The sequence below is a fragment of the Marinobacter sp. G5_S1_61_S3 genome (assembly GCF_054968585.1).
In genome coordinates, this window is record NZ_JBQKUK010000009.1 from 143,400 (window position 1) to 170,311 (window position 26,912).

The following is a 26,912-nucleotide window of genomic DNA, read 5'->3' on the forward strand; positions in this document are numbered from 1 at the left end:
GTTACAACAGGGACCGTGAAACGCCGTGACAACTGCATTCCAAAAGCGGCTATCCTATCGCCTGACCCGTGACACCGTTTTAATCGCAATGGTATTGGGCCTTGTGCTCAACATTGTCCAGGTCACTCTCGATTATTTCAGCGCCAGGGACTCCATGGAGCAGGAGATCCGTGCGCTCATCGAAATCAGTCACAGCCCCGCTTCGCAGATCGCCTACAACATCGACATCCGGCTTGCGGAAGAGCTTCTTGATGGCTTGCTTCGCCATCCCGCAACCATCGACGCCCGTATTATCGATAACAATGGCCAAACCATGGCTGCGGCGAGCCAAAGCAGCCCGGATTCGCGCTATCGGTGGATCAGCGACCTGCTCTTTGGTGACAGCCGCGTATTCAGTCAGGAACTGGTGGTACCGCAGCTGAGTGACCTCTCCCTCGGGAGCCTCACGGTCACCATCGACACCTACCACTACGGCCTGCTGTTCCTCCAACGCGCGGGCTATACCGTCATCAGCGGCCTGCTGAAAAGCCTGGTGCTGACTGCTGCACTGCTGTTCATTTTCTTCTTTGTGCTGACCCGGCCCATGCTGAACGTCATCGGTGCTCTGAGCCGGGTCAAAGCTGAAACGCCTGAGAAGGTCCGGCTTCCTGTGCCGGAGAATCATCGTGAAGATGAGATCGGGCTGATGGTGGGTGTCATCAACCAGCATCTGGAAACCATCGATTCCAGCCTCGCACAGCTCAGGATGGCCGAAAGTGCGATGAAGAACTACTCCAGCCAGCTGGAACAGGAGGTGGAAGACCGCACTCGGGAAATTTCCGAGAAGAACGATGCCTTGCAGCGAGGCAACCGCGCCCTGGTTCGCGCCAAAGAGGACGCTGTACGCCGTGCCAGGGCCCGTGCCAATTTCCTCGCCAGCATGAGCCATGAGATACGCACACCACTCAACGGTGTTCTGGGGATGTTGGGCCTGGCGCTGGAAGGCGACATGGAACAGGCACAACGAAACCGGTTGGAAATTGCGCTCAATGCCGGCCAGAGCTTGCTCGGTCTGTTAAACGACATCCTGGACATCTCCAAGGTCGAAGCCGGGAAATTGAGCCTGGAGAACATCCCGTTTTCACTCCGCAACCTGGTGGAAGAATGTGCGACACTGCATGCCCAACAAGCCAGGCGCAAGAATATTGACGTTGTGGCGGACATCGACTGTGACCTGCCCGAAAGCTTTCTTGGCGATCCCACCCGAACTCGGCAGATCCTGAACAACCTGCTCAGTAACGCTATTAAATTCACCGAGCAAGGCTTCGTCCGCATCCACGCCACCCGCTACAACGGCAACGTACGCATTGACGTTGTCGACACCGGTATCGGCATGTCCAAGGAAGGGCTGCACAGGATATTCTCACCCTTCTCACAGGCTGACAGTGACACTACCCGGCTCTATGGCGGCACTGGTCTGGGCCTGACACTGTGTCGTCAACTGGTGGAGCGGATGCATGGCCAGATCCTGGTAGATTCCGAGGAGCACGAAGGCACGCACTTCACCGTGAACCTGCCCCTGCCGGTTCACGATGAGCAGGAGAGCCAACCGTCGATGCCGGCTATTCCAGGCCTACTTCAGCAGGTAGGCGTCGATATCGGGATGCCCCGGGACTATCCGCACCGCACGCCCATCGAGCATCAACTGAGAGCCTGGGGCATTCCACTGCGCGAGGCGGCACCCGACGGAGAGGGAATTCTGATGATCGCCGCCAACGAAAGCGACGAGACCGCGGCACAACTGGCATCGTCCTGGTCCGGCACCGGCATTATTCTGGTGGACCGGGACGGCTCCGCCCATCCCACCAAAGATCGTCAGATACTGTCGATGCCACTCAGACGTGAGCAGTTGTACCGAACACTGTGCAGGGCAGCTGGGCTGGACACCGGGGACAGGGCAAGAATCATCGAAACCCCGGCTGGCGTGTCACGCACGCTGAATCTTCTTCTGGTCGAAGACAATCAGGTTAATCAGGTGGTCGCCAGCAGCATGCTGAAAAAGCTGGGCCACACTGTCACCCTGGCCGAAAACGGCAAGCAGGCACTGGAAGCCTTGCAGCAAAGCGAAAGGAGATTCGATATTGTACTGATGGATTGCCAGATGCCGGTGATGGACGGCTATGAGGCCACCCGCAATATTCGTGAAAACCCTGAGTGGCAGGATCTGCCAGTGATCGCGGTCACCGCCAACGTCATGCAGGGAGACCGGGACGACTGCCTCGAGTCCGGCATGAATGACTACATCACCAAACCTTACAATCGTGCCGACCTGAAATCCATTATTGACCGCTGGGCGCCTCCCCAGCCTCCAGAAGACTGAGGACAGATCGCAGCTCTTCCCTCAATTCCACAATGCGCTCCTGATCAATGCCCGTACCACACAGCAGGCGGCCGGGAATGTCCCGAGCCTGCTGGTGCATGGCACTGCCCTTCTCAGTGGGGGCGACCGTAACCACTCGCTCATCGGTGGTATCCCGCAAACGGGTGACCAGATCACGCTCAGCCAGACGTTTGAGCAGCGGCGTCAGGGTTCCGGAATCCAGGCGCAGTCGTTTACCCAGGTCAGACACCCTGACCGTCTGTCCGTTCTCCCCGGCTTCCCACAACACCAACATGACCAGATACTGCGGATAGGTCAGATTCAGTTCCGCCAGCAGCGGACGATAGCGGGCGGTTATTGCCCGGTTGGCGGCGTAGAGGGCAAAACAGAGCTGATTATCCAGCGCCAGGACGTCGTCTTCGTCAGTCATGGTTCACAGTAACGCTTCAATGTCGGCGCGAATGGCAGACGGCTTGGTGGTCGGCGGGTAACGACGCACCACCTCACCCTCACGATTCACCAGGAACTTGGTGAAGTTCCATTTTACAGCTTCCGATCCCAACAGCCCCTTGGCACTGTGCTTCAGGTACTCAAACAGCGGGTGGGCATTAGGGCCGTTGACGTCAATCTTTGCGAACATGGGAAAGTCCACGCCGTAGTTAAGGCTACAGAATTCGCTGATGGCCTTGTCGTCCGCCGGGTCCTGATTCCGGAACTGGTTGCAGGGGAAACCGAGCACTTCGAGGCCTTTTTCTTTCAGCTCGACGTACAGGGACTGCAAACCCTCAAACTGGGGAGTGAAACCGCATTTGCTAGCCGTGTTTACGATCAACAGAACTTTGCCACGGAACTCATCCAGGGAATGCTCCTCACCGCGAATATCGGCCGCGTTAAAGTCGTAGATGCTTTGGGTGCTCATTACATTCCTCCCTTGTATTTTTCGCTATTATATTTTGCACAACCCTATTTACAACTGATTCCGTCACGGTTGCCACGCTCAGTTCATGGAATCTGTGAGCTTTGGGCGTTAAATCTCCGCATTTGTGCCACAATTCATCACAATTGGCCTGTTGCCGCCGGCCGTTGCTCCGCTAGAATACAGGCTTGTCTTTGAAACATGGCACTTGTCATCTTACCGATCTAAGGAAATACCGGGCTTATGCAGAACTATCTCAAATCCGCCAAACTGGATAACGTGTGTTACGAGATACGTGGCGTGGTTCTGCGTGAAGCCCGTCGGCTGGAGGAAGAGGGCCACCGGGTTCTCAAGCTCAATATCGGCAACCCAGCGGCTTTCGAACTGGACGTTCCCGAGGAAATCCAGCAGGACGTTATTCACAACATGCCCCTGGCCCAGGGGTATGTGGAATCAAAGGGGTTGTTCTCTGCGCGTAAGGCGGTGATGCACTATTGCCAGCAACGTGGCATCGACAAGGTGGATATCGACGATATCTACCTGGGCAACGGCGTCAGCGAAATGATCGTGATGTCCATGCAGGCCATGCTCAATACCGGCGACGAGGTTCTGATCCCGGCCCCTGACTATCCGCTCTGGACGGCCGCCGTGACCCTGTCCAGTGGCAAGCCGGTTCACTACCGATGCGACGAGCAACAGGACTGGTTCCCGGATATCGACGATATCCGCAAAAAAATCACCCGCCGCACCCGGGCTATCGTGCTTATCAACCCCAACAACCCCACCGGCGCCGTGTACTCCCGCGAATTGCTGGAACAGGTGGTGGAACTGGCGCGGCAGCACAACCTGATCGTGCTGTCAGATGAGATCTACGACAAAATCCTGTACGACGGTACTGAACACGTCCCCACCGCGTCACTGGCGGATGACGTGCTGTTCTTTACCTATAACGGCCTGTCCAAGAACTATCGTGCCGCCGGTTACCGTTCCGGCTGGATGATTATCAGCGGCGCCAAACACCGCGCGCGGGACCTGATCGAGGGCATCGAAATGCTCTCCAACATGCGCCTGTGTGCCAACGTACCGGCACAGCTGGCCATCCAGACCGCACTTGGGGGCTACCAGTCAATTGAAGACCTGGTGGCACCGGGCGGTCGCCTGTTCGAACAACGGGAAACCGCCTGGAACCTGCTCAATGATATTCCAGGCGTCAGCTGTGTGAAGCCCAAAGGCGCTCTATATCTGTTTCCAAAGCTGGACCCGAAGCGCTTCCCCATCGTCAATGACGAAAAGCTGGTACTGGACCTGCTGCTGCAGGAGCGCATCCTCCTGGTTCAGGGTTCCGCCTTCAACATCGACGACAAGCAACACCTGCGCGTGGTCTTCCTACCCCGCGAGGACGCCCTTGAGGATGCCATGAAGCGTTTGGCACACTTCCTGTCGTCTTACCAGTTGTGAAGGGGGCTTGATGGCGGACATTCATATCGAAGAGTTCTACAAGGACGCCGCAATCGCCCTGGTTCAGCTCTACAATGCCTTTCCCCGCCGGGTGAACCTGTTTGTGGAAGACATTGCTGGCCCCGACGAACCAGACGAGTTCGGGCTCCACAGCAAGCGGCACATGGCCTGCTTCGGCACCCTGCTCTGGTTAGCTGAGGAAGGCCTGCTCCGCTACGTGGATACCATCCGCCAGGAAGCCCTGGACCAGGCCGTTCTGACCCAGCGGGCGTTCGTGCGCCTGAGTTCGCCTGCCAGCCCAGATCTGCATGAAGAAAACAACTCTGAAAGCAGCCAGAACCTGCCACCGGCTATCCGCGAGGATTTTTCCACGCACATACACATGCTTCGCAACGCCCTCCGAAGCGGTAGCTCCGCAAAAATCAGCCGCGTAATGCAGGCGACGTTCTTTTGCGACCGGTCCGATCATTAAATTGGCGTAAACCTGTTGAACATGGCCACACTGGCCACATATAAATACCCAGACACAAACCGCGGTCTGCGGCCGACGATTCAACAAGGGATTCAAGATGCGTATTCTGCTGTTTCTTGCCACCAACCTGGCCGTCATTCTTGTCGCCAGTTTTACCCTGAAACTTCTGGGTGTTGACAGCTATCTCGCCCAGAACGGTATCCAGTACGGTTCGCTGCTTGCCTTCGCTGCGGTCTTCGGCTTTGCCGGCGCCATTGTATCGCTGCTGATTTCCAAGCCCGTGGCTAAGTGGAGCACCAAGGCAAAGGTGATCGAGTCGCCGCGTACGCCGGCTGAGCGCTGGCTGGTAGACACCGTTCGCGAGCTTTCAGAAAATGCCGGCATCGGTATGCCGGAAGTCGCCATTTTCCCGGCTTCACAATCCAATGCTTTTGCCACCGGTTGGAACAAGAACAACTCGCTGGTAGCCGTCAGCGAGGGGCTGCTGCACCGCTTTAACAAGGAGGAAATTCGTGCGGTCCTGGGCCACGAAATAGGCCACGTGGCCAACGGCGACATGGTAACCCTCGCGCTGATTCAGGGTGTGGTGAACACGTTCGTGATTTTTGCGTCCCGCGTGATCGGCTCGTTTGTTGACCGCGTGGTGTTCAAGAACGAAAGCGGGCATGGTATCGGCTTCTTCGTGGTCAGTATCGTGGCGGAAATCGTGCTGGGCATTCTTGCCAGTACCATTGTGTTCTGGTTCTCGCGTCGCCGGGAATACCGTGCCGACATCGCTGGCGCGCAACTGGCAGGCCGTGGCGCCATGATCAACGCCCTGGCGCGGCTGAAACAGGAAAGCGAAGTGCCTGATCAAATGCCCGACAGCCTGCAGGCGTTTGGCATCAATCGAGGTGCAAGGGCGGGCATCAGCGCCCTGTTCATGACACACCCGCCGCTGGACAGCCGGATCGAGGCTCTGAAGAGCGCGCAGCTGTAATCGGCGCGAACAGGCGCGTTCGAAGGAACGTCAGAGCTTCAGTTTGAAGCCAAGGGCCCGGAAAGTATCCTGCATGGATTTACTGGTGCCCTTGAGCTGGATCTTCAAACTGGAAAACTCCCGCCGGACCGGATAATCCCGGCGCAACCGGTCAAAGGCCTGCGCCCGATCCTCCGGCGGCAACGCCATTGCCAGCCGCATGCGAGCGTCATCCTGGCGCGGATCGTAGCAGGACCGTATGGCAATATTGGCTGACGCCATTTCTTCTGCAGCACTGGTAAAGGAGAGTTTGCTCAACGCTGGTTCTGGCAGGAACTGACCAGCCTTCTTGCGGGCGGGCAGTCCCATATAGCGACTCAGCGCCTGGTACACCACCTCACTACCCTGCACCTTGCCCTCCAGGCTATAGCCTGCGATATGGGGAGTGACAAGCCATACTTTTTCCACCAGTTCAGCGTTAACCCGGGGCTCATGCTCAAAGACATCCAGTACCACTGTAGGCGCGTTTGGCGCTTCCAGACGCGCCAGCAAGGAGGAGGTTTCAATAACTTCGCCCCGGCTGGTATTGATCAGCAACTGGTCTTCAGTCAACGAAGACAATCGTTCCTGCCCGAACATATGAAGCGTTGCATGCTCTCCCTCGCGGGTCAGTGGCGTGTGCAGTGTTACCACGTCGCACGCCATGGCCTCGTCAAGACTGACAAATTTCTCGCCTTCGTCGCCTTCCCTTTCGGCCCGTGGCGGGTCACAAAGGCGCACATTGAAACCGAGCCTGTCCAGCTTGCGTGCAAGCTCTCCACCTACATTGCCGGCACCCACGATACCAACACTGAGTTTTGACCAATCCGCCACGCCACGCTTTTCCGCGTGCAGTGAGATCACTGACAGCACGTACTCAACCACACTGTTGGCGTTGCAGCCGGGCGCCGCCGAAAACGCGATCCCACTGGATTCAAGCCATTTCTGATCAACATGGTCGGTACCGATGGTACAGGTTCCAACGAAGCGGACCCGGCTTCCTTCAAGCAACGCCTGATTGACCCGAGTGACTGAACGCACCAGCAGGATATCCGCATTCTGAACATCCGCAGCAGACATCGTGCGCCCGGACACTGGTCGTATCTCGCCGATATCGCCAAAAAACGATTCCAGTAAGGGTATGTTCTCGTCCGCTACTATCCGCATGATCCTGCTTCCCAACCTGTTAGTTCCTGCGTTGACGCTGGTTTCCGCCACGTCCACCCTGGCTGCGGTTGCCTTGGGGACGCCGGCCACCACGCTTGCGAGTGATCGGCGGTTTGGCGAGTTCGGTCATCAGCGCTTCATCCGGCACCGCCGTGGTCAGTTTCTGGCTGATGTAGGACTCGATAGCCGGCAGTGAAAAGGCATCGTCCTCACTGGCAAAGCTGACAGAGACACCGTGCTTCCCTGCCCGACCGGTGCGTCCGATACGGTGAACGTAATCCTCAGCGTTGTCCGGCAGATTATAGTTGAATACGTGGGTTACACCGTCAACGTGGATACCACGACCGGCGACATCCGTGGCAACCAGCACCTGAATGCTGCCATTCTTGAACTGTTCCAATGTCTTCAGCCGCTTGTTCTGGGCGATTTCCCCTGACATCAGCGCGACCTTTACGCCCTGGTTGCGAAGGTCCTCATCCAGGTCACGACACTGGTCACGACGGTTCGCAAAGACGATGGCTTTTTCCACCTCGGGGCGCTGAAGATAGTTGACCAGTACCGGCAGTTTTTCATCCTCGCCCACCAGGTAGACAGTCTGCTTAACTCGCTCGGCGGTCTTCTGTTCCGGTTCGATCTCGACGAATTCCGCACTTTTGGTCCACATCGAGGCGAGGTTGAGGACGTCCTGGTTAAAGGTGGCGCTGAACAGCAAGGTCTGACGCTCTTCCTTTGGCGTGCACTTGCGGATAATGCGCTTCACATCAGGAATAAAGCCCATGTCCAGCATCCGATCCGCTTCATCCAGAATCAGGATGTCGAGCTGGTCGAGAAAAACGTCCTGAGAGCCCAGGAAATCAATCAGCCGGCCCGGGGTTGCCACCAGTATGTCAACGATCTCGTTCTGGAGCTGATCGCGCTGTTTATCGTAGTTCATACCACCCACCACGGTGACCACATTATGGCCCGTGTAGCCGCATAGTTGCTCGGCGTCCTTGGCGATCTGCATGGCCAGTTCACGGGTTGGCGCCAGGGCCAGAACCCGGGGTTCCGAGGCGAACCGGTCCTCTTTCGGAATCGGCGTTTCCAGCATGCTCTGGATAGCAGTGATCAGGAATGCGGCGGTTTTACCGGTGCCAGTTTGAGCCTGGCCGATCAGGTCCTGGCACGCCAGGGTGAACGGAAGAGTCTCTGCCTGGATGGGTGTGCAATGCTCAAAACCGATATCGGTGATGGCATCGAGCACTCGCTGGTCAAGGTTGAGATCCTTGAAGAAGGTTTTGCCGGCTTCGGGTGCGTCAGATGTCATGTTGCTTCAATCTACCTCAGTGTCTGTGGCGGAATCGTCGGGCATCAGGCGCCTGGTCTCTTTCTTCCAGACTTCGTTAAAATCAGCCGCGGTTCCGTAAAATGTCTTGAGCGTCTCGAAAAACAGGCCCGCGCGGGCCGGCATGCCGTGCTCAAGGTAATAATCTGCCTGCGCCCGCACATTCCTGCGAAAGGCGTTCTCATCCCATGCCCCGCAACCGGAGAGATTGTCGACGCTGATGTGGAAACGTGTGCCCGATGCGGCAGAGAACAGCCATTCCAGGGCCTGCGGCTTGATTTCAGCCTTTTCAAAGGCTTGCTGCTGCGCCTCGTCGCGGCCATCGGGACAGTACCAGTAGCCAAAGTCCCGAAGTGTGCGCCGGTGCTCACCGGCGATACACCAATGACTGATTTCATGCAGAGCACTGGCATAATAACCGTGAGCAAAGATAATCTGTGCGTAACTGCCAGACGCCGTTGCGGGCAGGTATTCAGGCTCATCGCTGCCCTTGACCAGAACGGTCCGGTAATCCTCCCGGAACAGGTCACTGAACAGCATGATAAGATCATCAGGATCGTGTTTCATGGGACGGCTATTGTGCGACTTTAGACCGTTCAATACCAGAGGGAACTTTTGCCTGACAAATGAGTCCATTGCAACCTTGGGATGCAGGGTTTCAACAGACACTGAGACCACGCAGATATTTCCAGAACCAGCTACGGTAATCCATTGACTATGACCGGCAACAACACAGCCTCACGCAGTAGTGCTCTCCATCGGGTGCTGAGCCGCTTTTTAGTGTTTCTGGCACTGTCCGCCGTATCGCTGTTCGCGTCCGCGGCAGGCAATTCGCTGTTCGGCGGCAGCAACGATTTCCTTCCGGTGGACGAAGCCCTGCCGTTCAATTACACCGTCGATACCGGCGCTATTGTGCTGTCCTGGGACGTCACCCCTGAACACTACCTCTATAAAGGCCGCATCCAGGTAAGCAGCAAAACAGACGGCGTCACCCTGGGTGAACCTGATTTCTCCTACACAGGTACCGATACGGAGGATGAGTTCTTCGGCAAGGTCACGGTCTTCTACGACCCGGTTCAGGCACGCGTCCCGGTCAATCTTCCGGAAGGCGTCCGCGAGGCGGAGCTTCAGGTTACCTACCAGGGCTGTGCCAAGGCAGGCCTGTGCTACCCGCCGCAAAGCCGTGACGCGCTGTACTACGCCAGCGCCGGAAGCAACGACGCCCCCGTTCCTGCCGGCATGTCCGGCTCTTCGGGGTCATCAGGCAATGCCCAGTCATCGTCAACAAATGCACCCACGGATACATCCTCGGCGACTGGGCTCGCCGGCTTTTTGGCCAACCAGTCTGTCCTGGTCATCGCGGCCCTGTTTCTGCTACTTGGGCTGGGGCTGACCTTTACACCCTGCGTCCTACCCATGGTGCCAATCATTTCCTCACTGGTGTCCAGTCGCAACACCAGCACCACCGCCCACGCGCTGCTGCTTTCCGGCAGCTATGTCCTGGGTATGGCACTGACTTATGCCGCAGCGGGTGTGATTACCGGGTTACTGGGTGCCAGTTTCAACCTTCAGGCACACCTGCAGTCGCCGTGGGTGCTGAGCGTTTTCGCGGCACTGTTCGTGGTATTTGCCCTCTCCATGTTCAACCTGTTTGAGATCCAGCTTCCCCGGTTTATCCGGGAACCGCTCAACGATGCCAGCCATCGCCTGACCGGCAGCCGCGTGGTCAGCATCTTCGGCATCGGCGCGCTGTCAGCACTGATCGTTTCACCCTGCGTGTCGGCACCGCTTGCTGGCAGCCTGCTTTACATCAGTACCACCCAGGATGCCGTCATTGGAGGCGTTGCCCTGTTCGCCCTTGGGCTCGGCATGGGCATTCCCCTGATACTCGTGGCGGTGGGTGGCCGCAAACTGTTGCCTTCCACCGGTCCCTGGATGAACGTGGTTAAGGCCTTCTACGGCGTCATGCTGCTGGCGGTTGCAATCTGGTTGGTGGAACGGCTGGTACCAGCCTGGCTGGCGCTGACACTCTGGGGGTTACTGATTGCCGTGACTGGCGTGCAGCTCGGAGCCTTCGATGCCGCAAAGGCTGGCTGGGAGCGCACTCGCAAAGGCCTCGGCCTGGTGATGTTTGCCTACGGTATTGCGCTCTTGGCCGGCGCGGTGTCTGGCGCCAATGATCCAATGAAGCCATTAGCGCCGTTCACGGCAGCCAACCCGGCGGTTGCGGGTGGCTCTGCCTCCCAGATGGCCCACGCCCAGTTCCTCCGCCTGGAATCGCCCGCCGATATTCGCAATCAACTGGCCCAGGCCAAACGAAACGGCACCCCGGTCATGCTGGACTTCTACGCCGACTGGTGTATCTCCTGCAAGGTTATGGAGCGGAACGTTTTCAGCAATGACTCTGTGATCCAGGCGCTGTCACCCTACACACTGCTGCAACTGGACATGACGGACAACACGCCCGCCCAGCAGGCACTGCTTGAGGAACTGGGGCTGTTCGGCCCGCCAGCCATTCTGTTCTATGGCAACGATGGGGCTGAGCTGGAAACCGCCCGGATACTGGGCGAAATGGACCGCGAACAGTTCCTCGGCCATCTGAACGCACTGGACATGTCGGGCGGCTCCTGACAGCCTTCAGTCACTCCCCTCGTCGGATGAAGTAAACAAACTCCTGGTCATCCTCGGCGCTGTACACCAGCTCGTGATTCAGGAACTGGCAGAACCTCGGTATATCCCGGGTTGTTGACGGGTCCGTGGCAACCACCTTCAAGACGCCCCCTATACTGATATCCACGATTCTATTATGCAGCAGCATGACGGGTTCGGGGCAAAACAGTCCCCGGGCGTCCAGCTCTGCATCGTGTTCCGGTTGTCCCAATGTTCTTCCTCCTGCGATTCCACCTGAATTTTGGAAAATACGTGCTAAATTATTGTTTATAGATGTCAAAAAACAAAACGAGGTAAACAATGATCCGGGTGCTGATTGAACGTCATATTGCTGAAACACTCGAATCCGCCTACGAGGACAGATCCCGCAAGGTCCTTCAGAACGCCGTAAGCGCCCCCGGCTTCGTTTCCGGTGAAACGCTGGTCGATACCCACGACTCCAACCATCGCCTTACCCTCTCCAACTGGCGCTCCGAAGCCGACTGGCAGCGCTGGTTCCTCTCAGAGGAACGCCGGGAACTGATGGCGGAGCTGATTCCAATGATGGACCGGGACGAGATTATCACCGTGTGGCAGCATAGCTAAAGCACGCTATTTACAGGCGCTCAGTCCCTGCGTTCTATGAAGCAGGTGATCTCCTCACGATCGTGGTAGAGGTGACGGGCCCTCAGCAGGAAGTTCATTTCCGTCTGTGCAAGGCCTTCTTCCAGGATGTCCTTGCACACCAACCACTCGTCGTATCGTTTTTTCATCGGTAGTTTCAGATTGAAAACGGTATAGCGACAAAGCTTGGCAGACAGCCAATGCACGACCATCTCCGAGGTTCGGCGTGGATGGTCGACGATATCGCACACCATCCAGTCCACACCGCGCCGGGGCCTCCATTGATAACCATCTGCCTCAACATGCTCTACGTGTCCGGAAGCCATCAACTCAACATTCATGGGCCCATTATCAACGGCGGTCACCATCATACCCTGCCGGACCAGTTGCCAGGTCCAGCCACCGGGAGCAGCGCCCAGATCCACAGCCTGCTTGCCGCTTCCCAGGTAGTCCAGTTCCTGGCCCGGGGGCAGGAACACCTTCCACGCTTCTTCCAGTTTCAGCGCCGATCGGCTGGGGGCGGACGCGGGCAGTCGAAGCCTTGGTATACCACTGACGTAACGCGCACGATTGCCGGCCAGGCTGAACCCGACGATGGCGCGTTCAAACCCCGTCAGCAACACTTCAAGCCGTGCCGGCGACTCAGCTTTCGAATCCTTCTCCAGTAACCCGGCGCCCCTGAGCGCTTTCGACAGTGGGGAAACCCATTTGCGGGCGAAGTTGCCGAGGTCTGCGTCAGCGTTGTTTTCGGGAAGACGAATTTCAATACGGGCACAGACAGGAATCGCCCCATCAACGGACCGCAATGCGTCAATAACGGCGCCGACGCGATCCGACGTGGGCAGGGCTACGTCCGCTAAAACCACAAACCAGTCCCTGACAAACACCAGCTGGTCGATGGACAGCCGCTGGACCAGCATCTCCACCTGCCCGGGCCCCGGGCAGTGAAAGGTCAGAAATCCCTGGTTTACAGAGGGCTCGAAGTAACCATAGACCCCGCCGCTGGCAGCCGAGTCGGTTAACTCCCGCCCCGCTTCCGTCTCGAACCCGGGACGACAAATTGCAATCAGTTGTTCCATTAGGCACCTGGACAGGGCTTCTCACCAGAAACCCCAAATTTGAATCTGTTTAACATATACACAGCCCGCATTTGTCTACACTATTGGGCTTTCCGCTGGCAGGAATACCTTAATGCCGCTGTACCTGCGCTTTCTGTTCCCACTGATCGGGCTATTACTGGTCACGGACCTGTCACTGGCGACCCATCCGGGAACGACACCTCATTGCCCGGCGCTGGACGCCATCGATCCGGTGCAACGGGAAGCGCTGATGAACCATGTCTGCTTCCTGAGCGCAGCACCCGACACGCCCGCACATCGGGCCGAATCCCCCCGTGAACTGCCGGCGGATATTCAATGGACATCCGCCAGGGGACACGATCTGGTATTCAGCCACACCGATTCGGTGTACTGGGTTCGCCTCAATGTTCGGAATTCCGGCGATAGCCAGAAGCTCTGGTACCTGAAGCTCAATTACCCACTGCTGGATGAAGTAACGTTCTGGCGCTCCAGCGAACTCGTTGAACCAGCCTTGACCACGGGGGACCAGCACCCCTTTCTCTCGCGGGGCATAGATTACCGGTATTTCCTGCTCCCCGTCACGCTCGGCGCTGGCGAAACCCAAACCATCACCTTGCGGATTCAGAGCAGCGGGGCATTGAACGTTCCGCTGTCGCTGAAAACGCCGGAAACGACGATCGCGGAAAGCAACCACCTTACCCTCCTGCACGGCTTCTTCTATGGGGCGTTGCTGGTCTTTGCGGTATTCAACCTGCTGCTCTTTTTCAGTTCCGGCACCGGCTACTACTTCTACAACGCCTTTTACATGGCATCCCTTGGGCTGTTCCTGTTCGCCATGGGCGGTTTCGCCAACCAGTATTTCTGGCCCGACAGTACCGGTTTCGCCAATACATCGATTCCCATGCTGATGTCGATCAGTTCGCTGGCCATGACCCTGTTCGGGCGCTCATTCCTCGAAATCCCCACCAACACGATTGCGAACAAGGTGTTGACGGGGCTTGCCCTGACCAGCGCAGGCCTGTTCATCATGGCATTCCTGTTGCCCTACAACAGATCCATCGTATTGAATACCGGGATTGCACTGCTGATCATTGCCTGCCTGTTTATCATTGGCATCATCCGCTGGCGCCAGGGATATTCTCCCGCCAAGTGGTACGTAGTGGCATGGTCTGGCATGTTGGCAGGCGCCCTGATCTATTCAATGGCTGCCTTTGGTTACCTGGCTGACTTCCTGGCACGGGAAATCTTTATGCAGGCCGCCGTTGGAGCGCAGGTTATTCTGCTCAATTACGCCATGGTGCAGCGTTGGCGGCTATTGAATAAAAAGCTTCTGGACGTAGAGCATAACGCCAGAACCGAGCTCGAGTTAAAGGTGCATGAACGCACCGCGCAGCTTCGCAGCACCATGAGAGAGCTGGAAAAGGCAAACCGGCAGCTGGCAACCCTAAGCCTCAATGACGCTCTGACCGGGCTCCATAATCGCCGTCATATGGACAACCTGCTGCCGGAACTCTGTGCCGAAGCCCGACGTACTGGTCAACCCCTGACCATTGCTCTATTGGATGCCGACCACTTCAAGGCTGTCAACGACTCCTGGGGGCACGAGTTTGGTGATCGTTGCCTGCAACACATTGCCGACATTCTCAGGCGCCACGTCAAACGACCCCGTGATGTTGCTATCCGCTTTGGCGGAGAGGAATTCGCCATCCTGTTACCCGGCACCGACGCGAATGGCGCTCTGGGTGTCTGTGAAGGGATTCTTGAGGATATCGCTGCGATACGCGTGCCTGCGGACGATGGCACACCGGTTACGCTGACCATGAGCGCCGGTACCGCCACGTTATCCCAGGGGGATGATGAGCGAGATCTGTTCCGGCGTGCCGATGAGGCGCTCTATCGTGCCAAAGCGTGCGGTCGAAACCGGACTGAGCAAGCGACGCCCGAGGTCTCCTGACTCATTCCTGCCCGATCATAAACCTCGCAGCTGCTGCCGCCGCCTGCTGAATCAGATCTTCCCGGCTCTCACTCTGTCGCGCCAGGGGCCGATAATCGTGGTCTCCACCTTCCAGCCACGCCAAATTTACGTTATCCAGGGTGTCCAGTGCACGCGCCTCAACCTCTGCCTGTTTGCCGAAAGGGTCCCGCGTTCCCTGAATGATCTGTATTGGCCGGCACAGTGACTGGAAATGATCCGTCCGCCACCGATCATTTTTGCCAGGAGGATGAAAGGGATAGCCGAAACACACAGCACCACGCACCGCGTCGTCAATGCCGGGCTCAGCAGCCAGAATGCTGGCCATTCTTCCCCCCATGGACTTGCCTCCGACAAAAACGCCGGCCTGCCCGTCGATGCCGGCGCAAGTTTCTGCAATGACCGTGCGGAAATGCCCAAGTAGTGTTGGCTGGCGGTCTGGTGGCCGCTTTTTGCCATCCTCCCGCCGCTTCTCCATATAGGGGAACTCAAACCTGACGGTCGTCACGCCCTGCGCTGAAAGCGCTGCCGCCAGGAGCTCCATGAACGGCGAATCGGCGGGTGCACCTGCGCCATGTGCAAGGACAAGCACCGGCGCTGCCACACTACTTTTCGCCCTGGTTTTGAATACGGTTACAGAATTCACCAAACCTCCGAATTATGACTATCATTAGTGTTCCGGGAAGCAATGCATCAACCGAACATCAAAAACCGCTTTTGGAGCATTCGTGATTACCCTTGTAGATTCGCCATGTTACTGATTTAGACCCAGTTGACAGAGTTTCAGAGTTGATCTACGTCATTGCAAACAGCTAATCGTTTCTCCATACTTGCGCCCGCATATTTTCCCCACTCTAAACCCATTGGTAAGGCTATGAGCACAGTAAATGCTAACCTGACATACAACTACAAGGTGGTGAGACAGTTTGCCATCATGACGTTGGTCTGGGGCATTGTTGGCATGGGCATGGGTGTGCTGATCGCATCCCAGCTTGTTTGGCCCTCGATGAACCTGGATTTCTCCTGGACTCACTTCGGTCGTTTACGGCCGCTCCACACAAACCTCGTCATCTTCGGGTTTGGTGGTTCGGCACTGTTTGCCACCTCCTATTACGTTGTTCAGCGTACCTGTCAGGCGCGACTGATCTCCGATGGGCTCGCGGCGTTCACCTTCTGGGGCTGGCAAGCCGTGATGGTTGCGGCGATCATTACCCTGCCAATGGGCCTCACCTCTTCCAAGGAATACGCAGAACTCGAGTGGCCAATTGATATCCTTATCGCCATTGTCTGGGTGTCCTACGCACTGGTTTTCTTTGGCACAATCATGCGGCGCGCCACTGCCCACATCTATGTGGCCAACTGGTTCTACGGCGGTTTCATCCTGACCGTGGCCATTCTGCACATTGGTAACAACCTGGCCTTACCGGCGGGCGCCTTCAAATCCTACTCCGCCTACGCGGGCGTGACAGACGCGATGATGCAGTGGTGGTGGGGCCACAACGCGGTCGGTTTCTTCCTGACTGCAGGCTTCCTGGGGATGATGTATTACTTTGTTCCCAAACAGGCCAACCGCCCTATCTACTCTTATCGCCTGTCCATCGTTCACTTCTGGGCGCTGATTGCGACCTACGTATGGGCGGGTGGCCACCACCTGCACTACTCGGCGTTACCGGACTGGGCCCAAACCGCGGGCATGGTAATGTCTCTGATCCTGCTTGCACCCTCCTGGGGCGGCATGATCAACGGTATGATGACGCTGTCGGGTGCCTGGCACAAACTGCGTACCGACCCGATCCTCCGCTTCCTCGTGGTGTCTCTGTCGTTCTACGGCATGTCCACGTTTGAAGGCCCGATGATGGCCATCAAGACGGTTAACGCGCTGTCGCACAACACGGACTGGACCATTGGCCACGTACACTCCGGTGCACTGGGCTGGGTTGCCATGATCAGTATCGGCGCCATCTATCACCTGATTCCCAAGCTGTGGGGCCTTCAGGCCATGTACAGCGTCAGCCTGATCAACGTCCACTTCTGGCTGGCCACCGTGGGCACCGTACTCTACATCGTTGCCATGTGGGTGAACGGTATTATGCAGGGGCTTATGTGGCGCGCCGTCAACGAAGACGGAACCCTGACCTACAGTTTTGTCGAAGCCCTTGAAGCGTCCGAATCAGGCTATTTCGTGCGATTCCTTGGCGGTGTGATTTTCCTGACCGGTATGCTGGTGATGGCATACAACGTATACATGACCGTGCGTCAGAAGGAAGCCGTTGCTCAGGACAATACAGCAGCGCAAGCGGCGTAACGGGAGACAGAATCAATGAAACACGAAATTGTTGAAAAGAACCTGGGGCTGATGATCGTACTGATCATCTTCACCATCAGTGGTGGTTTCCTGGCAGAAGTGGTTCCGCTGTTCTTCCTGGACGAGACCAACGAGCCGGTTGAAGGCCTTGAGCCCCTGTCAGCACTGGAACTGGAAGGCCGGGACATCTATATCCGTGAAGGCTGTCACGTCTGCCACACCCAGCAGATCCGTCCGTTCCGCGCTGAAACCGAGCGCTACGGCCACTACTCCGTTGCGGGCGAGTTTGTCTACGATCGTCCGTTCCTGTGGGGCTCCAAGCGTACCGGTCCTGACCTGGCGCGTGTCGGTGGTCGCTACTCCGACGCCTGGCAGCGCCAGCACCTGTACGATCCCCGCAGCGTTGTGCCTGAATCCAACATGCCCGCTTTCCCGTGGCTGTTCGAGAATCGCATCGATCACACCAGCACCGAGTCCAAGCTGGAAACGCTCCAGACCCTGGGCGTGCCCTATACCGACGAGCAGGTTGCCGGTGCGGCCGACGAAGTCAGGGGCAAATTCGAAATCGAAGCCCTGGTGGCGTACCTGCAGCAGCTTGGTACCGTGATTTCAGATAAACGGTGATCCCCATGGATATTAACGAGTTACGCGGCATTCACTCACTGGTCATTATGGCCATGTTCCTTGGCATCATCTGGTGGGCCTACAGCGCCCACCGGAAGAAGCCCAACGACGAGGCGGCCCACCTGCCCTTCGAGGATGACGACGTGGAAAAGCGTACTCTTGAACAGGAACAAACGGAGAAAAAGCAATGAGTACCTTCTGGAGCATCTGGATCAGCGTGATCGTGCTCGGTACCGTGTTTGGCTGTTGGTGGCTTCTGTATGCCACCCGCAAGGGCCAGACCACCGATACTGAAACCAACAAAACCGTTGGTCATTCGTTCGATGGCATTGAAGAATACGACAACCCGCTGCCAAAGTGGTGGTACTACCTCTTTATCGCGACCTGTGTTTTCGCACTGGGCTATCTCGCCCTGTACCCGGGCCTGGGTAACTACAAGGGGCTGCTGGGATGGACCGCTGAGAACCAGTGGCAGGCCGAAATGCAGCAGGCCGATGCCCGTTACGGCGAGCTCTACGCCAAGTTTGGTGACACACCGGTGGCCGAGCTGGCAGAGAACGACGACGCCATGAAAATGGGCCAGCGGCTGTTCGCCAACAACTGTGCCGTCTGCCACGGTTCCGCAGGGCGCGGCTCCCTCGGGTTTCCCAACCTGACGGATGACGACTGGCTGTATGGCGGCGACCCGGACACCATCCTGACCACCCTGCACCAGGGGCGTAACGGCAACATGCCCGCGAAGGGCACCATGCCGGGCATGACCTCTGAGCAGGTCGATCAGGTTGTAAACTACGTGCTCAGTTTCAGCGACCGGGCAAAAGACGAAGAAGCCGCTGCCAAGGGCGAGCAGGTGTTTGCACAGGCCTGCGTGGCCTGTCACGGTCAGGACGGCAAGGGCAACCAGGCTATGGGCGCCCCGAACCTCACCGACAATACCTGGCTGTACGGCTCCACCTACGAGTGGATCAAGGAAACCGTGGTAAACGGTCGTGCGAACCAGATGCCCGCACAGGGTGACCGGCTCTCCGACGATCAGATCCAGATCCTGGCTGCGTACGTCTACAGCCTGTCCAACTGAGTACCCGGCCGGGATTCTGTCCCGGCCCGGTCTGCTCAACCCTTGGCCTGCCACCTGCGGACCAAGGCTTGAGAAGATCGACTGCCCCACAGTCCACTGTGAATCAGGGCGCCACATCATCGGGAGGTAACGATGAGCAGTGAGATTCCGGTCAAACAGATTGACCCATCCTCTGACACCTCCGACAACAATAAAAACACCGGAACTGTCGAGCTATACGCCAGCCGCAAAAAGATCTACGTCAAAGGGGTCAAGAAGGGCTTCTTTCAGCGTATCCGGAATGTCAGCCTGACAGCTCTGATGGGCATGTACTTCCTGTTCGTCTGGTTTACCGTGGATGGTCAGCCGCTGATTCATTTCGATCTCCCGGCGCGGGAATTCCACCTCTACGGAACCACGTTCTATCCCCAGGATTTTATCCTGCTATCGGGTATGCTGATCATCGCCGCTTTTGGCCTGTTTTTTATCACCACGCTGTTCGGCCGGGTGTGGTGTGGCTACACATGCCCCCAAACCGTTTGGACATTTATCTTCATGTGGGTGGAGGAGCGTATAGAGGGCAGCCGCAATAAGCGGATGAAGCTGGACAAGGCGCCCCGTTCCGCTGAGAAAATCGCCAAAAAATCCGCAAAGCACTCCGCGTGGCTACTGATTGCGCTCGCCACCGGCCTGACCTTTGTTGGTTACTTCTACCCCATCCGTGAACTCATCACCGACCTGTTCACCCTGCAGGCCAACGGTTGGGCCTATTTCTGGGTCGCCTTCTTTACGGCCGCCACCTACCTGAACGCCGGCTGGCTGCGTGAGCAGGTATGTCTGTATATGTGCCCCTACGCCCGCTTCCAGTCCGTCATGTTCGACCCCGATACCCGCGTGGTGTCCTATGATCCCAACCGGGGGGAGCCCCGCGGCGGGCGCAAGAAAGGCATTGAACCCTCGGAACTGGGCCTTGGTGACTGCATCGACTGTGGCCAGTGTGTTCAGGTATGCCCTACCGGCATCGACATTCGAGACGGGCTGCAGTACGAGTGTATTGGCTGCGCGCTGTGCATTGATGCGTGTGACGAAGTCATGGACAAGATGGAATATCCGCGCGGCCTGATTCGCTATACCACTGAAAACGAACTGGAAGGCAAAACCTCGAAGCTGATGAGACCGCGCACCTTTGGTTACGGGCTGGTATTGCTGCTGATGGTTGGCGCGATTGTATTCACAATTGCCACCCGGGTTCCGGCACAGCTTGATGTCCTGAGGGATCGAGGCGCCCTCTTCAGCTTCAACGGTGAAGGCCGGGTAGAGAATACCTACACCCTCAAAGTCGCCAATATGTCGGAAGTGCCGCAGACCTTTACGATCTCGGTTTCAGGCCTGGAAGGCATCCGGTTGCTGACCGAGAACACCCTGACGGTGGCGAGCAGTGAGAACCGGGCACTGCCGACGGTGGTGGATGTCGCGCCCGAGAAACTCTCGGAAAGCAACAATGCCATTGTCTTCACGCTTGAATCACAATCCGACGAATCGCTCGTTCTTGAAACCGAAAGCCGGTTTGTCGGTCCAAATCGCTGATCCCCTGACACCAACCAGGGAGACCAGCCTTGAGAGACAGCACTATGAATGAAAACGCACCCGTCGTTCCCTGGTACCGGCAACCCTGGCTCTGGTTCCTGCTGATATTTCCCGGCGCCGCCATTATCTGGTGCTCCATCGCCATTACGGTCGCGATAAACACCGACAACTCCATGGTAACCGACGACTATTCCAAGGAGGGTCGCGGGATCAACATGGCAATTGCACGCGACCAGAAAGCCCAAGACCTGGGCCTGACGGCAGATATGACATTTGGCGAACGGGAAATCACCCTCTCCATGGATACTGCCGACGGCCCTGCGAACTACCCTTACCTGATACTGAGCCTGTATCACCCGACCATGTCGGAGTACGACCGCACCATACAATTCCGGGCAATCGGCGAGGGACTATACAGCGCCACCCTGAATCAGCCGATTGAAGGCCGCTGGTACTTTGACCTGCGTGGCCCGGACAACCAATGGCGACTGAAAGGTGAGTCCAGCCTGCCATCGCAACGCTCCCTGAGCCTCGGTGCGGTCACAGAAGACCGCGGGTGATCACCTTGGATTGTTATCATTGTGGTGAGCCGGCCACTGGAACGCCACCCATCACCCTGGAACTTGAAGGAGCGTTGCGACACTTCTGCTGCGTTGGGTGCAAGGCGGTCTGTGAGACCATTCGCGCCGAAGGCCTCACCGGGTTCTACCAGTTCCGCACCGAGCCGGCCGTCACCCCGAAGGCACTCAGCGATTCCGAACGGAACCGTATCCTCGAAGTGGACCATCCCCTGGTTCAGAAGTCGTTTGTATCTCCCGTTACCGCTGGCCAGGAAGCCACACTGCTTGTAAGCGGCATCACCTGCGCCGCTTGCATATGGTTGCTGGAAAACCACATGGCCAGGCAACCGGGCGTGGTGTCATTTTCCGTCAATCACAGCACCCAGCGCGCGCGACTGGTCTGGAACCCGGAGCACTCAAAACTCAGCCAGCTACTGATTGCCGTCCATGAACTGGGCTATCGAGCCCGCCCCTATCAGGCCGATGAGGCCGAGAAAGCCCTGAAAGCCGAACATCGCTCTGCACTGATCCGCCTGGCTGTCGCGGGGATAGGCTCGTTCCAGAGCATGATGCTGGCCTTTCCGCTTTATTTCGAACTGGTGAATGACCTGTCGCCAGAGTTTGTCAGTTTTTTCCGCTGGTTCAGTCTTCTGGTCGCCACCCCCGTAGTCCTTTACAGCGCTCGTCCGTTCTTCACAAACGCATTCAGGGATCTTCGCAGCCGTCACCTGACTATGGACGTACCGGTGGCCACCGCGATTGGCCTGGCCTATGTCGCCAGCGCATGGGTGACGGTATTCGGCGGCGAGGAAGTCTATTTCGAGTCCGTCTGTATGTTTACCTTTTTCCTGCAGCTTGGCCGCTACATTGAGATGCAGGCCCGTTACCGCGCCGGGCTGACAGGCAACGCGCTGGCCGGCTTCCAGCCCATGGTCGCCAACCGCATCCAGGGGAACGGCAGTGATATCGTCGCCACCCATGACCTGGCTGCCGGCGACGTTATTCGCATCCGGCCTGGCGAAACATTGCCCGCAGACGGCGTCATCGTCAGCGGCCACTCCACCCTTAACGAAGCGGCTTTGACCGGTGAATATCTGCCGGAAACCCGTAGCGAGGGTGACCCCGTCCATGCTGGCAGCATCAACGGCGAGAACCCGTTGGAGGTTGAGGTTCGCCGCGCCGGCACACAGACCAGACTGTCCGGCATTTTGCGGGTGCTGGATCGGGTGCAGGCTGAGAAGCCACCCGTTGCGCTGGCGGCCGATCGAATTGCCGGCGTGTTTGTCAGCCGTGTGCTGATCCTGGCCCCACTCATCTGGATTGGCTGGTGGATGGCCGGCGCCGATAATGCCTTCGACATTACGCTCTCGGTACTGGTAGTGACTTGCCCCTGCGCCCTGTCGCTCGCCACTCCAACGGCAATAACGTCGGCAACCATGAGACTTCGCAAGCTGGGCTTCCTTCCAACACGCGGACACACTCTGGAATCCCTGAACACCATCGACACGGTGATTTTCGATAAAACCGGCACCCTGACCCGAGGTGAACTCAGCCTGGTGGATACCCGAACCTTCGGCAACCTTGATGCGGATCGATGCCGGCAACTGGCAGCCAGCCTGGAGAAACATTCGGAACACCCGATCGCCAGGGTATTCCACCAGATACCCGGTTACGCCGCCAGGCAGGTACAAAACCACTTGGGCGGTGGTCTCTCGGGACAGGTAGACGGGGCACCCCTCTACATTGGCCACCGGGATTTTGTGGAAGATAAGGTGGGTAGCCCGGCGCCGGAAGCCGACACCTCCAAAGGCATGGAGATATGGCTGGCCACGGACCGTGGCTGGATGGCCAGGTTCACACTGGACGACGAGCCCAGACCGGATGCAAGAGAAGCCGTCCAGGCCCTGCAAAATGCAGGACTGCGCACCATTCTGCTCAGCGGCGACCGCTCAGGACACGTTGAGCAGATAGCAGGCAGACTCGGCATTGATGAAGCCATCGGCCAGGCCTCACCGGAAGAGAAACTCCGCGTACTGGAGAACCTCCGCGACCAGGGCCACCAGATCATGATGGTGGGTGATGGCCTCAACGACCTGCCCTCCATGGCCGGTGCTGGTGTGTCCGTGGCCATGGGAAGCGCTGCCGATCTGACCCAACTCAAGGCCGATGCAGTGCTGTTGAGCGGGCAGTTAACGCAACTGTCCGAAGCCCTGAAAGCCAGCCAGGACACACGCCGCGTTATCCGCCAGAACATGGCCTGGGCACTGGCCTACAACGTCTGCGCCCTGCCCCTGGCGGCAGCGGGTCTGGTTCCACCCTGGCTGGCGGCCATCGGCATGTCCCTCAGCTCACTGGTGGTGGTACTCAATGCCATGCGGCTAGGTAGGCAGCGAGGCAACCCGGTATCCCACGCCCCGGCGGTTGGCGCCGAAGCAACGTCCTGATACCGTGAACACTGAATCACCCAACACGTTTGAGGTAGCCCTGTGCAAATCGTAATGATCCTGGTTCCGGTCATGCTGATCCTGGTGGCACTAGGCATCCTGCTGTTCTCCTGGGCCGTCAAGAACGGCCAATACGATGATCTTGATGGACCTGCCCATCGCATCCTTTATGACGATGACAAAGACATGATCCCGGACGACGCCAAACAACCCAAGCAGGATGCCAACTCCAACTCTGCCGAGGAGCCGGGCGACAGCCACAAATCCTGATGGGCGAAGAACTTTACCTGAGTTATTCCAGCGCCTTCCTGATTGGCCTGCTCGGCAGCACCCATTGCCTGAGTATGTGCGGAGGGATCAGCGCGTCACTGTCCATGGCACTGCCTGTTGGCCGGGGCTTCCGTGTTCGCCAGACCGCCATGCTGCTCGCCTTCAATGGCGGGCGGATTGGCAGCTATGCAGCGATTGCGGCCCTGATCGCGCTGCTGAGCACCAGCGCCTCGGCCTATTGGACGCAACTTGGCCCGATACTTCGAACAATGGCAGGGATACTGCTGATCCTGATGGGACTGTCCATGGGGCAGTGGTGGCAAGGCATCCGCTACGTGGAACGCATCGGTGCCCCGGTCTGGAAACGTCTGTCACCGCTCACCGCCCGAGTGCTCCCGGTGCATCATTTCCACCAGGCGCTCATCCTTGGCGCACTCTGGGGCTGGTTGCCCTGCGGGCTGGTCTACAGCACCCTGGGCTGGGCTGCCCTGCAACCCTCGGTGGGCAGCGCGGCCACCACCATGTTGTTCTTCGGCCTCGGTACCCTGCCATCCATGCTGGCCACCGGTTACGCCGCCACCTGGATCCGAAAACTGCGGGAACACCAACGCTTTCGGCAGATCGCCGGACTGCTGCTGATTGGTTTCGGTATCTGGACCCTTCCTGTCACCGCCTTTTTGCATACCGGTCACGGATAGACAAGGGCTGGACTACCGGCTCGAACCGATCAGATATTAAGCACGTCCAACCGTCCGAAATCGGGTGTTTGGGGCTCGACCGTCCCGGCACTTTGGCCCGGTTCGGAATGGCGGTGACCCTCACGGAAGTTGTACAGGGAGGTATCGGCGAGGTGTGACGGCTCAACGTTACACATGGCCCGAAACATGGTTTCCAGGCGCCCCGGGTGCTGCTTGTCCCAGGTCTGGAACATGTCCTTGATCACCTGACGCTGCAGGTTTTCCTGGGAACCGCAGAGGTTGCAGGGAATGATCGGGAACTGGCGCAAGCTGGCGTAGCGCGCAATGTCTTTCTCCCGGCTGTATGCCAACGGGCGAATCACCGTGTTCCGGCCGTCGTCGCTGTGCAGAACCGGCGGCATGGATTTCAGCTTGCCACCATAGAACATGTTCAGGAACAGCGTTTCCAGCAGGTCATCCCGATGGTGCCCCAAAGCAATCTTGGTAACGCCGTGTTCTTCTGCAAAATTATAGAGAATTCCGCGACGTAGGCGGGAACAAAGTCCGCAGGTGGTCTTCCCTTCCGGTACTTTTTCCTTAACAATACTGTAGGTGTCCTTCTCGATGATGTGATACTCAATATCAAGAGCCGAAAGGTACTCAGGCAGCACTTCTTCCGGGAAGCCGGGCTGCTTCTGATCCAGGTTCACAGCAATCAGCTCAAAGCGCACCGGCGCGCTTTTCTGGAGATTCAGCAGGATATCGAGCATGGCGTAGGAGTCCTTGCCGCCAGACAGGCAGCACATGACTTTGTCACCAGCCTCGATCATCGAGAAATCAGCAATCGCCTGCCCCATTTCCCGGCGCAGGCGCTTCTGCAGCTTGTTCAGTTCCAGTTTCTGCTTGCGCTCCGCTTCAGGAGCCTGGGCGGTTTCGGAGTTGGCAGTTATTGCTTCGGGCATAGGAAAACGTCGTTCATAAGGTCAGTGAGCGTCGGATTATACGCGTGCAAAAGTTCCAGGGACAGGATACAGACATGGATATGTTAGACACAAAACCGGAAGCCACCGGTAAACGGGAATTCAACCGTATTCGCAACCGCAGTGCCATTCTTGACGCGGCGCGGGAGTGCTTTCGGGAACGGGGGTACGACAACTCCACCATCCGCGATATCGTACGCCGTACCGGCCTGGCGGCAGGCACCTTCTACAATTATTTTTCCAGCAAACAGGACATTTTTGCAGCTCTGCTGACAGATTTCCTAAGCGGCCTCAATCACAACCTTACCGAGTGCCGAAAGTCCGCCAGTTCCGCTGAAGACTTCATCTACTTTGCATACCTTTCGCTGTTCCGGGCCACCGCCAGCGACCCCCTGGTTTACGAGCTGGCGCATCGTAACGATCGTGCCATCCGTGAACTGTTCGGCTCAGACATTCTCGGGCTTGCCATGCTCTCCCTGGAGGACGATGTCAGGAACGCCGTTGAGCGTGGCCTGTTGCCGGAGATGGACGAAGAGTACCTGTGCGCCGCTTTCTTCGGGGTAGGCTACGAACTCAGCTTGCGCCTGGCCTACCGTGCCCACAATCGGCCCGCCGAGGCCGAGGCCGAAGCCAGGAATGCCACCCGGTTCGCGACCAACCTGTTCCTGAAGGGGTTGGAGCGGGACATGCCTCTTCCGTAACGGCGCCCTGTCGCCTACCATTGGGGCATGAATCAACCCGATACCGCAACACAGGGCGCCAAGGCGCTGGATGGTGACGCGCCCAATGAGACGCTGAATTTTCAGATTCAGCACCTGCTGGTTGCCACCGAGCATATTCTTCGTCGGCACCCAGCCGGAATCAACGAGCTGGGCCTTATCAAAACCCTGCAAAAGCCGCCCTGGGAGCTGATTGGCGAGGTCAACTTTGGCGAACCGGACAAGCTCTATCCGGTCCATTTCCTGCTGTTCCATGTGCTGTACCGGCTACGGGATCAGCTCGCCACCGGCGGAGAAACCCTGACCATTTCGCCACTGGTGATTCAACTCCGCAAGAGTTCTGTGGTGGCGGGCGCAGGTGTGCCCGACCGCATGGACGAACTGCGGAATTTTTACCTGGACCTGTCCAAGTACGAACTGCCGGAAGACGCCATAAACCGGATGATGGACGATTTCTGGGCCGGGCGCAGCGGCAACCGACCCGCCGCCACAGAAGCGAGTGAAGCCGCAGCCGTACTCGGTTTTGATGCCATTCCCCCTGGCTTTGACGACGTCAAACAACGCTTCCGGCGGGCAGTTATGCATGCGCATCCGGACCGGGGTGGCGAAACCGAAACCATCCAGGACCTAAACCAGGCCTTCGCCGTGCTCAAGGCACACTTTCGGACCTGA

Annotated in this window: 27 protein-coding genes; 18 read left to right on the forward strand and 9 right to left on the reverse strand. The window is 57.8% G+C overall.

Translation table 11 applies throughout. The annotated features are described in order from the left end of the window. Positions 1 to 88 precede the first annotated feature (88 nt). Positions 89 to 2,359, forward strand: a complete 2,271-nt coding sequence (locus tag ACTRWH_RS10740; protein ID WP_256713629.1) for a hybrid sensor histidine kinase/response regulator — start codon at positions 89 to 91, stop codon at positions 2,357 to 2,359. Here ACTRWH_RS10740 and ACTRWH_RS10745 read toward each other — a convergent pair. Both ACTRWH_RS10745 and ACTRWH_RS10750 read right to left on the reverse strand, forming a co-directional pair. Continuing rightward, the gene (locus ACTRWH_RS10745) at positions 2,319 to 2,789 is read right to left on the reverse strand and encodes a transcriptional regulator, SarA/Rot family (RefSeq protein ID WP_462826395.1); all 471 of its coding nucleotides are present in this window, start codon (positions 2,787 to 2,789) and stop codon (positions 2,319 to 2,321) included. The two genes, ACTRWH_RS10740 and ACTRWH_RS10745, sit on opposite strands and share 41 nt — an antisense overlap. Before the next feature lie 3 nt (positions 2,790 to 2,792). Beyond that, positions 2,793 to 3,278: a glutathione peroxidase gene (locus tag ACTRWH_RS10750; RefSeq protein WP_075196229.1), complete on the reverse strand. Its 486-nt coding sequence runs from the start codon at positions 3,276 to 3,278 to the stop codon at positions 2,793 to 2,795. A gap of 240 nt (positions 3,279 to 3,518) precedes the next feature. Here ACTRWH_RS10750 and ACTRWH_RS10755 point away from each other — a divergent pair, with 240 nt between their 5' ends. The 3 genes from ACTRWH_RS10755 to htpX all read left to right on the forward strand — a co-directional run bounded on the left by ACTRWH_RS10755 (position 3,519) and on the right by htpX (position 6,184). Next, entirely contained in the window at positions 3,519 to 4,733 is a 1,215-nt protein-coding gene (locus tag ACTRWH_RS10755; RefSeq protein ID WP_036205287.1) for a pyridoxal phosphate-dependent aminotransferase, read from the forward strand. Positions 4,734 to 4,743: 10 nt separating this feature from the next. Continuing rightward, positions 4,744 to 5,205, forward strand: coding sequence for a hypothetical protein (locus ACTRWH_RS10760; RefSeq protein ID WP_075196230.1), 462 nt, complete (start codon positions 4,744 to 4,746; stop codon positions 5,203 to 5,205). Positions 5,206 to 5,302: 97 nt separating this feature from the next. After that, positions 5,303 to 6,184, forward strand: coding sequence for a protease HtpX (gene htpX / locus ACTRWH_RS10765; RefSeq protein WP_091641347.1), 882 nt, complete (start codon positions 5,303 to 5,305; stop codon positions 6,182 to 6,184). A gap of 30 nt (positions 6,185 to 6,214) precedes the next feature. On the opposite strand, the gene pdxB is transcribed toward htpX, so the two are convergent. From pdxB to ACTRWH_RS10780, 3 genes are read right to left on the reverse strand one after another with little or no spacing between them, the layout of a single operon-like run. Next, positions 6,215 to 7,369, reverse strand: coding sequence for a 4-phosphoerythronate dehydrogenase PdxB (pdxB, locus tag ACTRWH_RS10770; protein WP_075196232.1), 1,155 nt, complete (start codon positions 7,367 to 7,369; stop codon positions 6,215 to 6,217). A gap of 19 nt (positions 7,370 to 7,388) precedes the next feature. Beyond that, positions 7,389 to 8,675: a DEAD/DEAH box helicase gene (locus ACTRWH_RS10775; RefSeq protein WP_041334245.1), complete on the reverse strand. Its 1,287-nt coding sequence runs from the start codon at positions 8,673 to 8,675 to the stop codon at positions 7,389 to 7,391. Positions 8,676 to 8,681: 6 nt separating this feature from the next. Then, positions 8,682 to 9,260, reverse strand: a complete 579-nt coding sequence (locus tag ACTRWH_RS10780; RefSeq protein ID WP_041336666.1) for an elongation factor P hydroxylase — start codon at positions 9,258 to 9,260, stop codon at positions 8,682 to 8,684. 150 nt (positions 9,261 to 9,410) lie between these two features. Here ACTRWH_RS10780 and dsbD point away from each other — a divergent pair, with 150 nt between their 5' ends. Next, positions 9,411 to 11,324 carry a protein-disulfide reductase DsbD gene (gene dsbD / locus ACTRWH_RS10785; RefSeq protein ID WP_075196233.1) on the forward strand — a complete coding sequence of 638 codons (1,914 nt, stop codon included), beginning with the start codon at positions 9,411 to 9,413 and terminating at the stop codon, positions 11,322 to 11,324. A gap of 10 nt (positions 11,325 to 11,334) precedes the next feature. Here dsbD and tusA read toward each other — a convergent pair whose 3' ends face one another. Next, positions 11,335 to 11,574, reverse strand: coding sequence for a sulfurtransferase TusA (tusA, locus tag ACTRWH_RS10790; RefSeq protein WP_041334240.1), 240 nt, complete (start codon positions 11,572 to 11,574; stop codon positions 11,335 to 11,337). 89 nt (positions 11,575 to 11,663) lie between these two features. Here tusA and ACTRWH_RS10795 point away from each other — a divergent pair, with 89 nt between their 5' ends. Continuing rightward, entirely contained in the window at positions 11,664 to 11,948 is a 285-nt protein-coding gene (locus ACTRWH_RS10795) for an antibiotic biosynthesis monooxygenase family protein (RefSeq protein WP_041334237.1), read from the forward strand. A 20-nt stretch (positions 11,949 to 11,968) separates the two neighbouring features. Here the strand turns inward: ACTRWH_RS10795 and rlmM are convergent, their stop codons facing one another. Next, complete coding sequence (gene rlmM / locus ACTRWH_RS10800; protein ID WP_199480592.1) at positions 11,969 to 13,045, reverse strand: 23S rRNA (cytidine(2498)-2'-O)-methyltransferase RlmM; 1,077 nt, start codon at positions 13,043 to 13,045, stop codon at positions 11,969 to 11,971. A 112-nt stretch (positions 13,046 to 13,157) separates the two neighbouring features. Between rlmM and ACTRWH_RS10805 the strand changes: the two genes are divergently transcribed. Further along, positions 13,158 to 14,999, forward strand: a complete 1,842-nt coding sequence (locus ACTRWH_RS10805) for a sensor domain-containing diguanylate cyclase (protein ID WP_199480591.1) — start codon at positions 13,158 to 13,160, stop codon at positions 14,997 to 14,999. 1 nt (position 15,000) lies between these two features. Here the strand turns inward: ACTRWH_RS10805 and ACTRWH_RS10810 are convergent, their stop codons facing one another. Next, a complete protein-coding gene (locus tag ACTRWH_RS10810; protein ID WP_052479672.1) occupies positions 15,001 to 15,663 on the reverse strand; it encodes an alpha/beta family hydrolase in 663 nt (220 codons plus the stop codon). A gap of 228 nt (positions 15,664 to 15,891) precedes the next feature. Here ACTRWH_RS10810 and ccoN point away from each other — a divergent pair, with 228 nt between their 5' ends. The 9 genes from ccoN to ACTRWH_RS10855 all read left to right on the forward strand — a co-directional run bounded on the left by ccoN (position 15,892) and on the right by ACTRWH_RS10855 (position 24,562). Continuing rightward, positions 15,892 to 17,322 carry a cytochrome-c oxidase, cbb3-type subunit I gene (ccoN, locus tag ACTRWH_RS10815; protein ID WP_007153696.1) on the forward strand — a complete coding sequence of 477 codons (1,431 nt, stop codon included), beginning with the start codon at positions 15,892 to 15,894 and terminating at the stop codon, positions 17,320 to 17,322. A 15-nt stretch (positions 17,323 to 17,337) separates the two neighbouring features. Next, positions 17,338 to 17,946: a cytochrome-c oxidase, cbb3-type subunit II gene (gene ccoO, locus ACTRWH_RS10820; protein WP_007153695.1), complete on the forward strand. Its 609-nt coding sequence runs from the start codon at positions 17,338 to 17,340 to the stop codon at positions 17,944 to 17,946. A gap of 5 nt (positions 17,947 to 17,951) precedes the next feature. Next, positions 17,952 to 18,137: a CcoQ/FixQ family Cbb3-type cytochrome c oxidase assembly chaperone gene (locus ACTRWH_RS10825; RefSeq protein ID WP_036205261.1), complete on the forward strand. Its 186-nt coding sequence runs from the start codon at positions 17,952 to 17,954 to the stop codon at positions 18,135 to 18,137. Then, entirely contained in the window at positions 18,134 to 19,024 is an 891-nt protein-coding gene (gene ccoP, locus ACTRWH_RS10830; protein ID WP_041334233.1) for a cytochrome-c oxidase, cbb3-type subunit III, read from the forward strand. Before ACTRWH_RS10825 ends, ccoP begins: the two co-directional genes overlap by 4 nt. Positions 19,025 to 19,156: 132 nt before the next feature. Then, entirely contained in the window at positions 19,157 to 20,590 is a 1,434-nt protein-coding gene (ccoG, locus tag ACTRWH_RS10835) for a cytochrome c oxidase accessory protein CcoG (protein WP_075196237.1), read from the forward strand. A 44-nt stretch (positions 20,591 to 20,634) separates the two neighbouring features. Next, a complete protein-coding gene (locus ACTRWH_RS10840; RefSeq protein ID WP_075196238.1) occupies positions 20,635 to 21,150 on the forward strand; it encodes a FixH family protein in 516 nt (171 codons plus the stop codon). After that, positions 21,147 to 23,594: a heavy metal translocating P-type ATPase metal-binding domain-containing protein gene (locus ACTRWH_RS10845; protein ID WP_462826396.1), complete on the forward strand. Its 2,448-nt coding sequence runs from the start codon at positions 21,147 to 21,149 to the stop codon at positions 23,592 to 23,594. The genes ACTRWH_RS10840 and ACTRWH_RS10845 overlap by 4 nt, the downstream gene beginning before the upstream one ends. 42 nt (positions 23,595 to 23,636) lie before the next feature. Then, the gene (ccoS, locus tag ACTRWH_RS10850) at positions 23,637 to 23,864 is read left to right on the forward strand and encodes a cbb3-type cytochrome oxidase assembly protein CcoS (RefSeq protein ID WP_041334231.1); all 228 of its coding nucleotides are present in this window, start codon (positions 23,637 to 23,639) and stop codon (positions 23,862 to 23,864) included. Then, positions 23,864 to 24,562 carry a sulfite exporter TauE/SafE family protein gene (locus tag ACTRWH_RS10855; RefSeq protein WP_085680187.1) on the forward strand — a complete coding sequence of 233 codons (699 nt, stop codon included), beginning with the start codon at positions 23,864 to 23,866 and terminating at the stop codon, positions 24,560 to 24,562. The genes ccoS and ACTRWH_RS10855 overlap by 1 nt, the downstream gene beginning before the upstream one ends. Before the next feature lie 29 nt (positions 24,563 to 24,591). Here ACTRWH_RS10855 and ttcA read toward each other — a convergent pair whose 3' ends face one another. Then, positions 24,592 to 25,503, reverse strand: a complete 912-nt coding sequence (ttcA, locus tag ACTRWH_RS10860) for a tRNA 2-thiocytidine(32) synthetase TtcA (RefSeq protein WP_126812329.1) — start codon at positions 25,501 to 25,503, stop codon at positions 24,592 to 24,594. A gap of 74 nt (positions 25,504 to 25,577) precedes the next feature. Here ttcA and ACTRWH_RS10865 point away from each other — a divergent pair, with 74 nt between their 5' ends. Then, on the forward strand, positions 25,578 to 26,222 hold the full coding sequence (locus tag ACTRWH_RS10865) for a TetR family transcriptional regulator (RefSeq protein ID WP_462826397.1): 645 nt from the start codon (positions 25,578 to 25,580) through the stop codon (positions 26,220 to 26,222). A 27-nt stretch (positions 26,223 to 26,249) separates the two neighbouring features. After that, positions 26,250 to 26,912, forward strand: a complete 663-nt coding sequence (locus tag ACTRWH_RS10870) for a DNA-J related domain-containing protein (protein ID WP_462826398.1) — start codon at positions 26,250 to 26,252, stop codon at positions 26,910 to 26,912.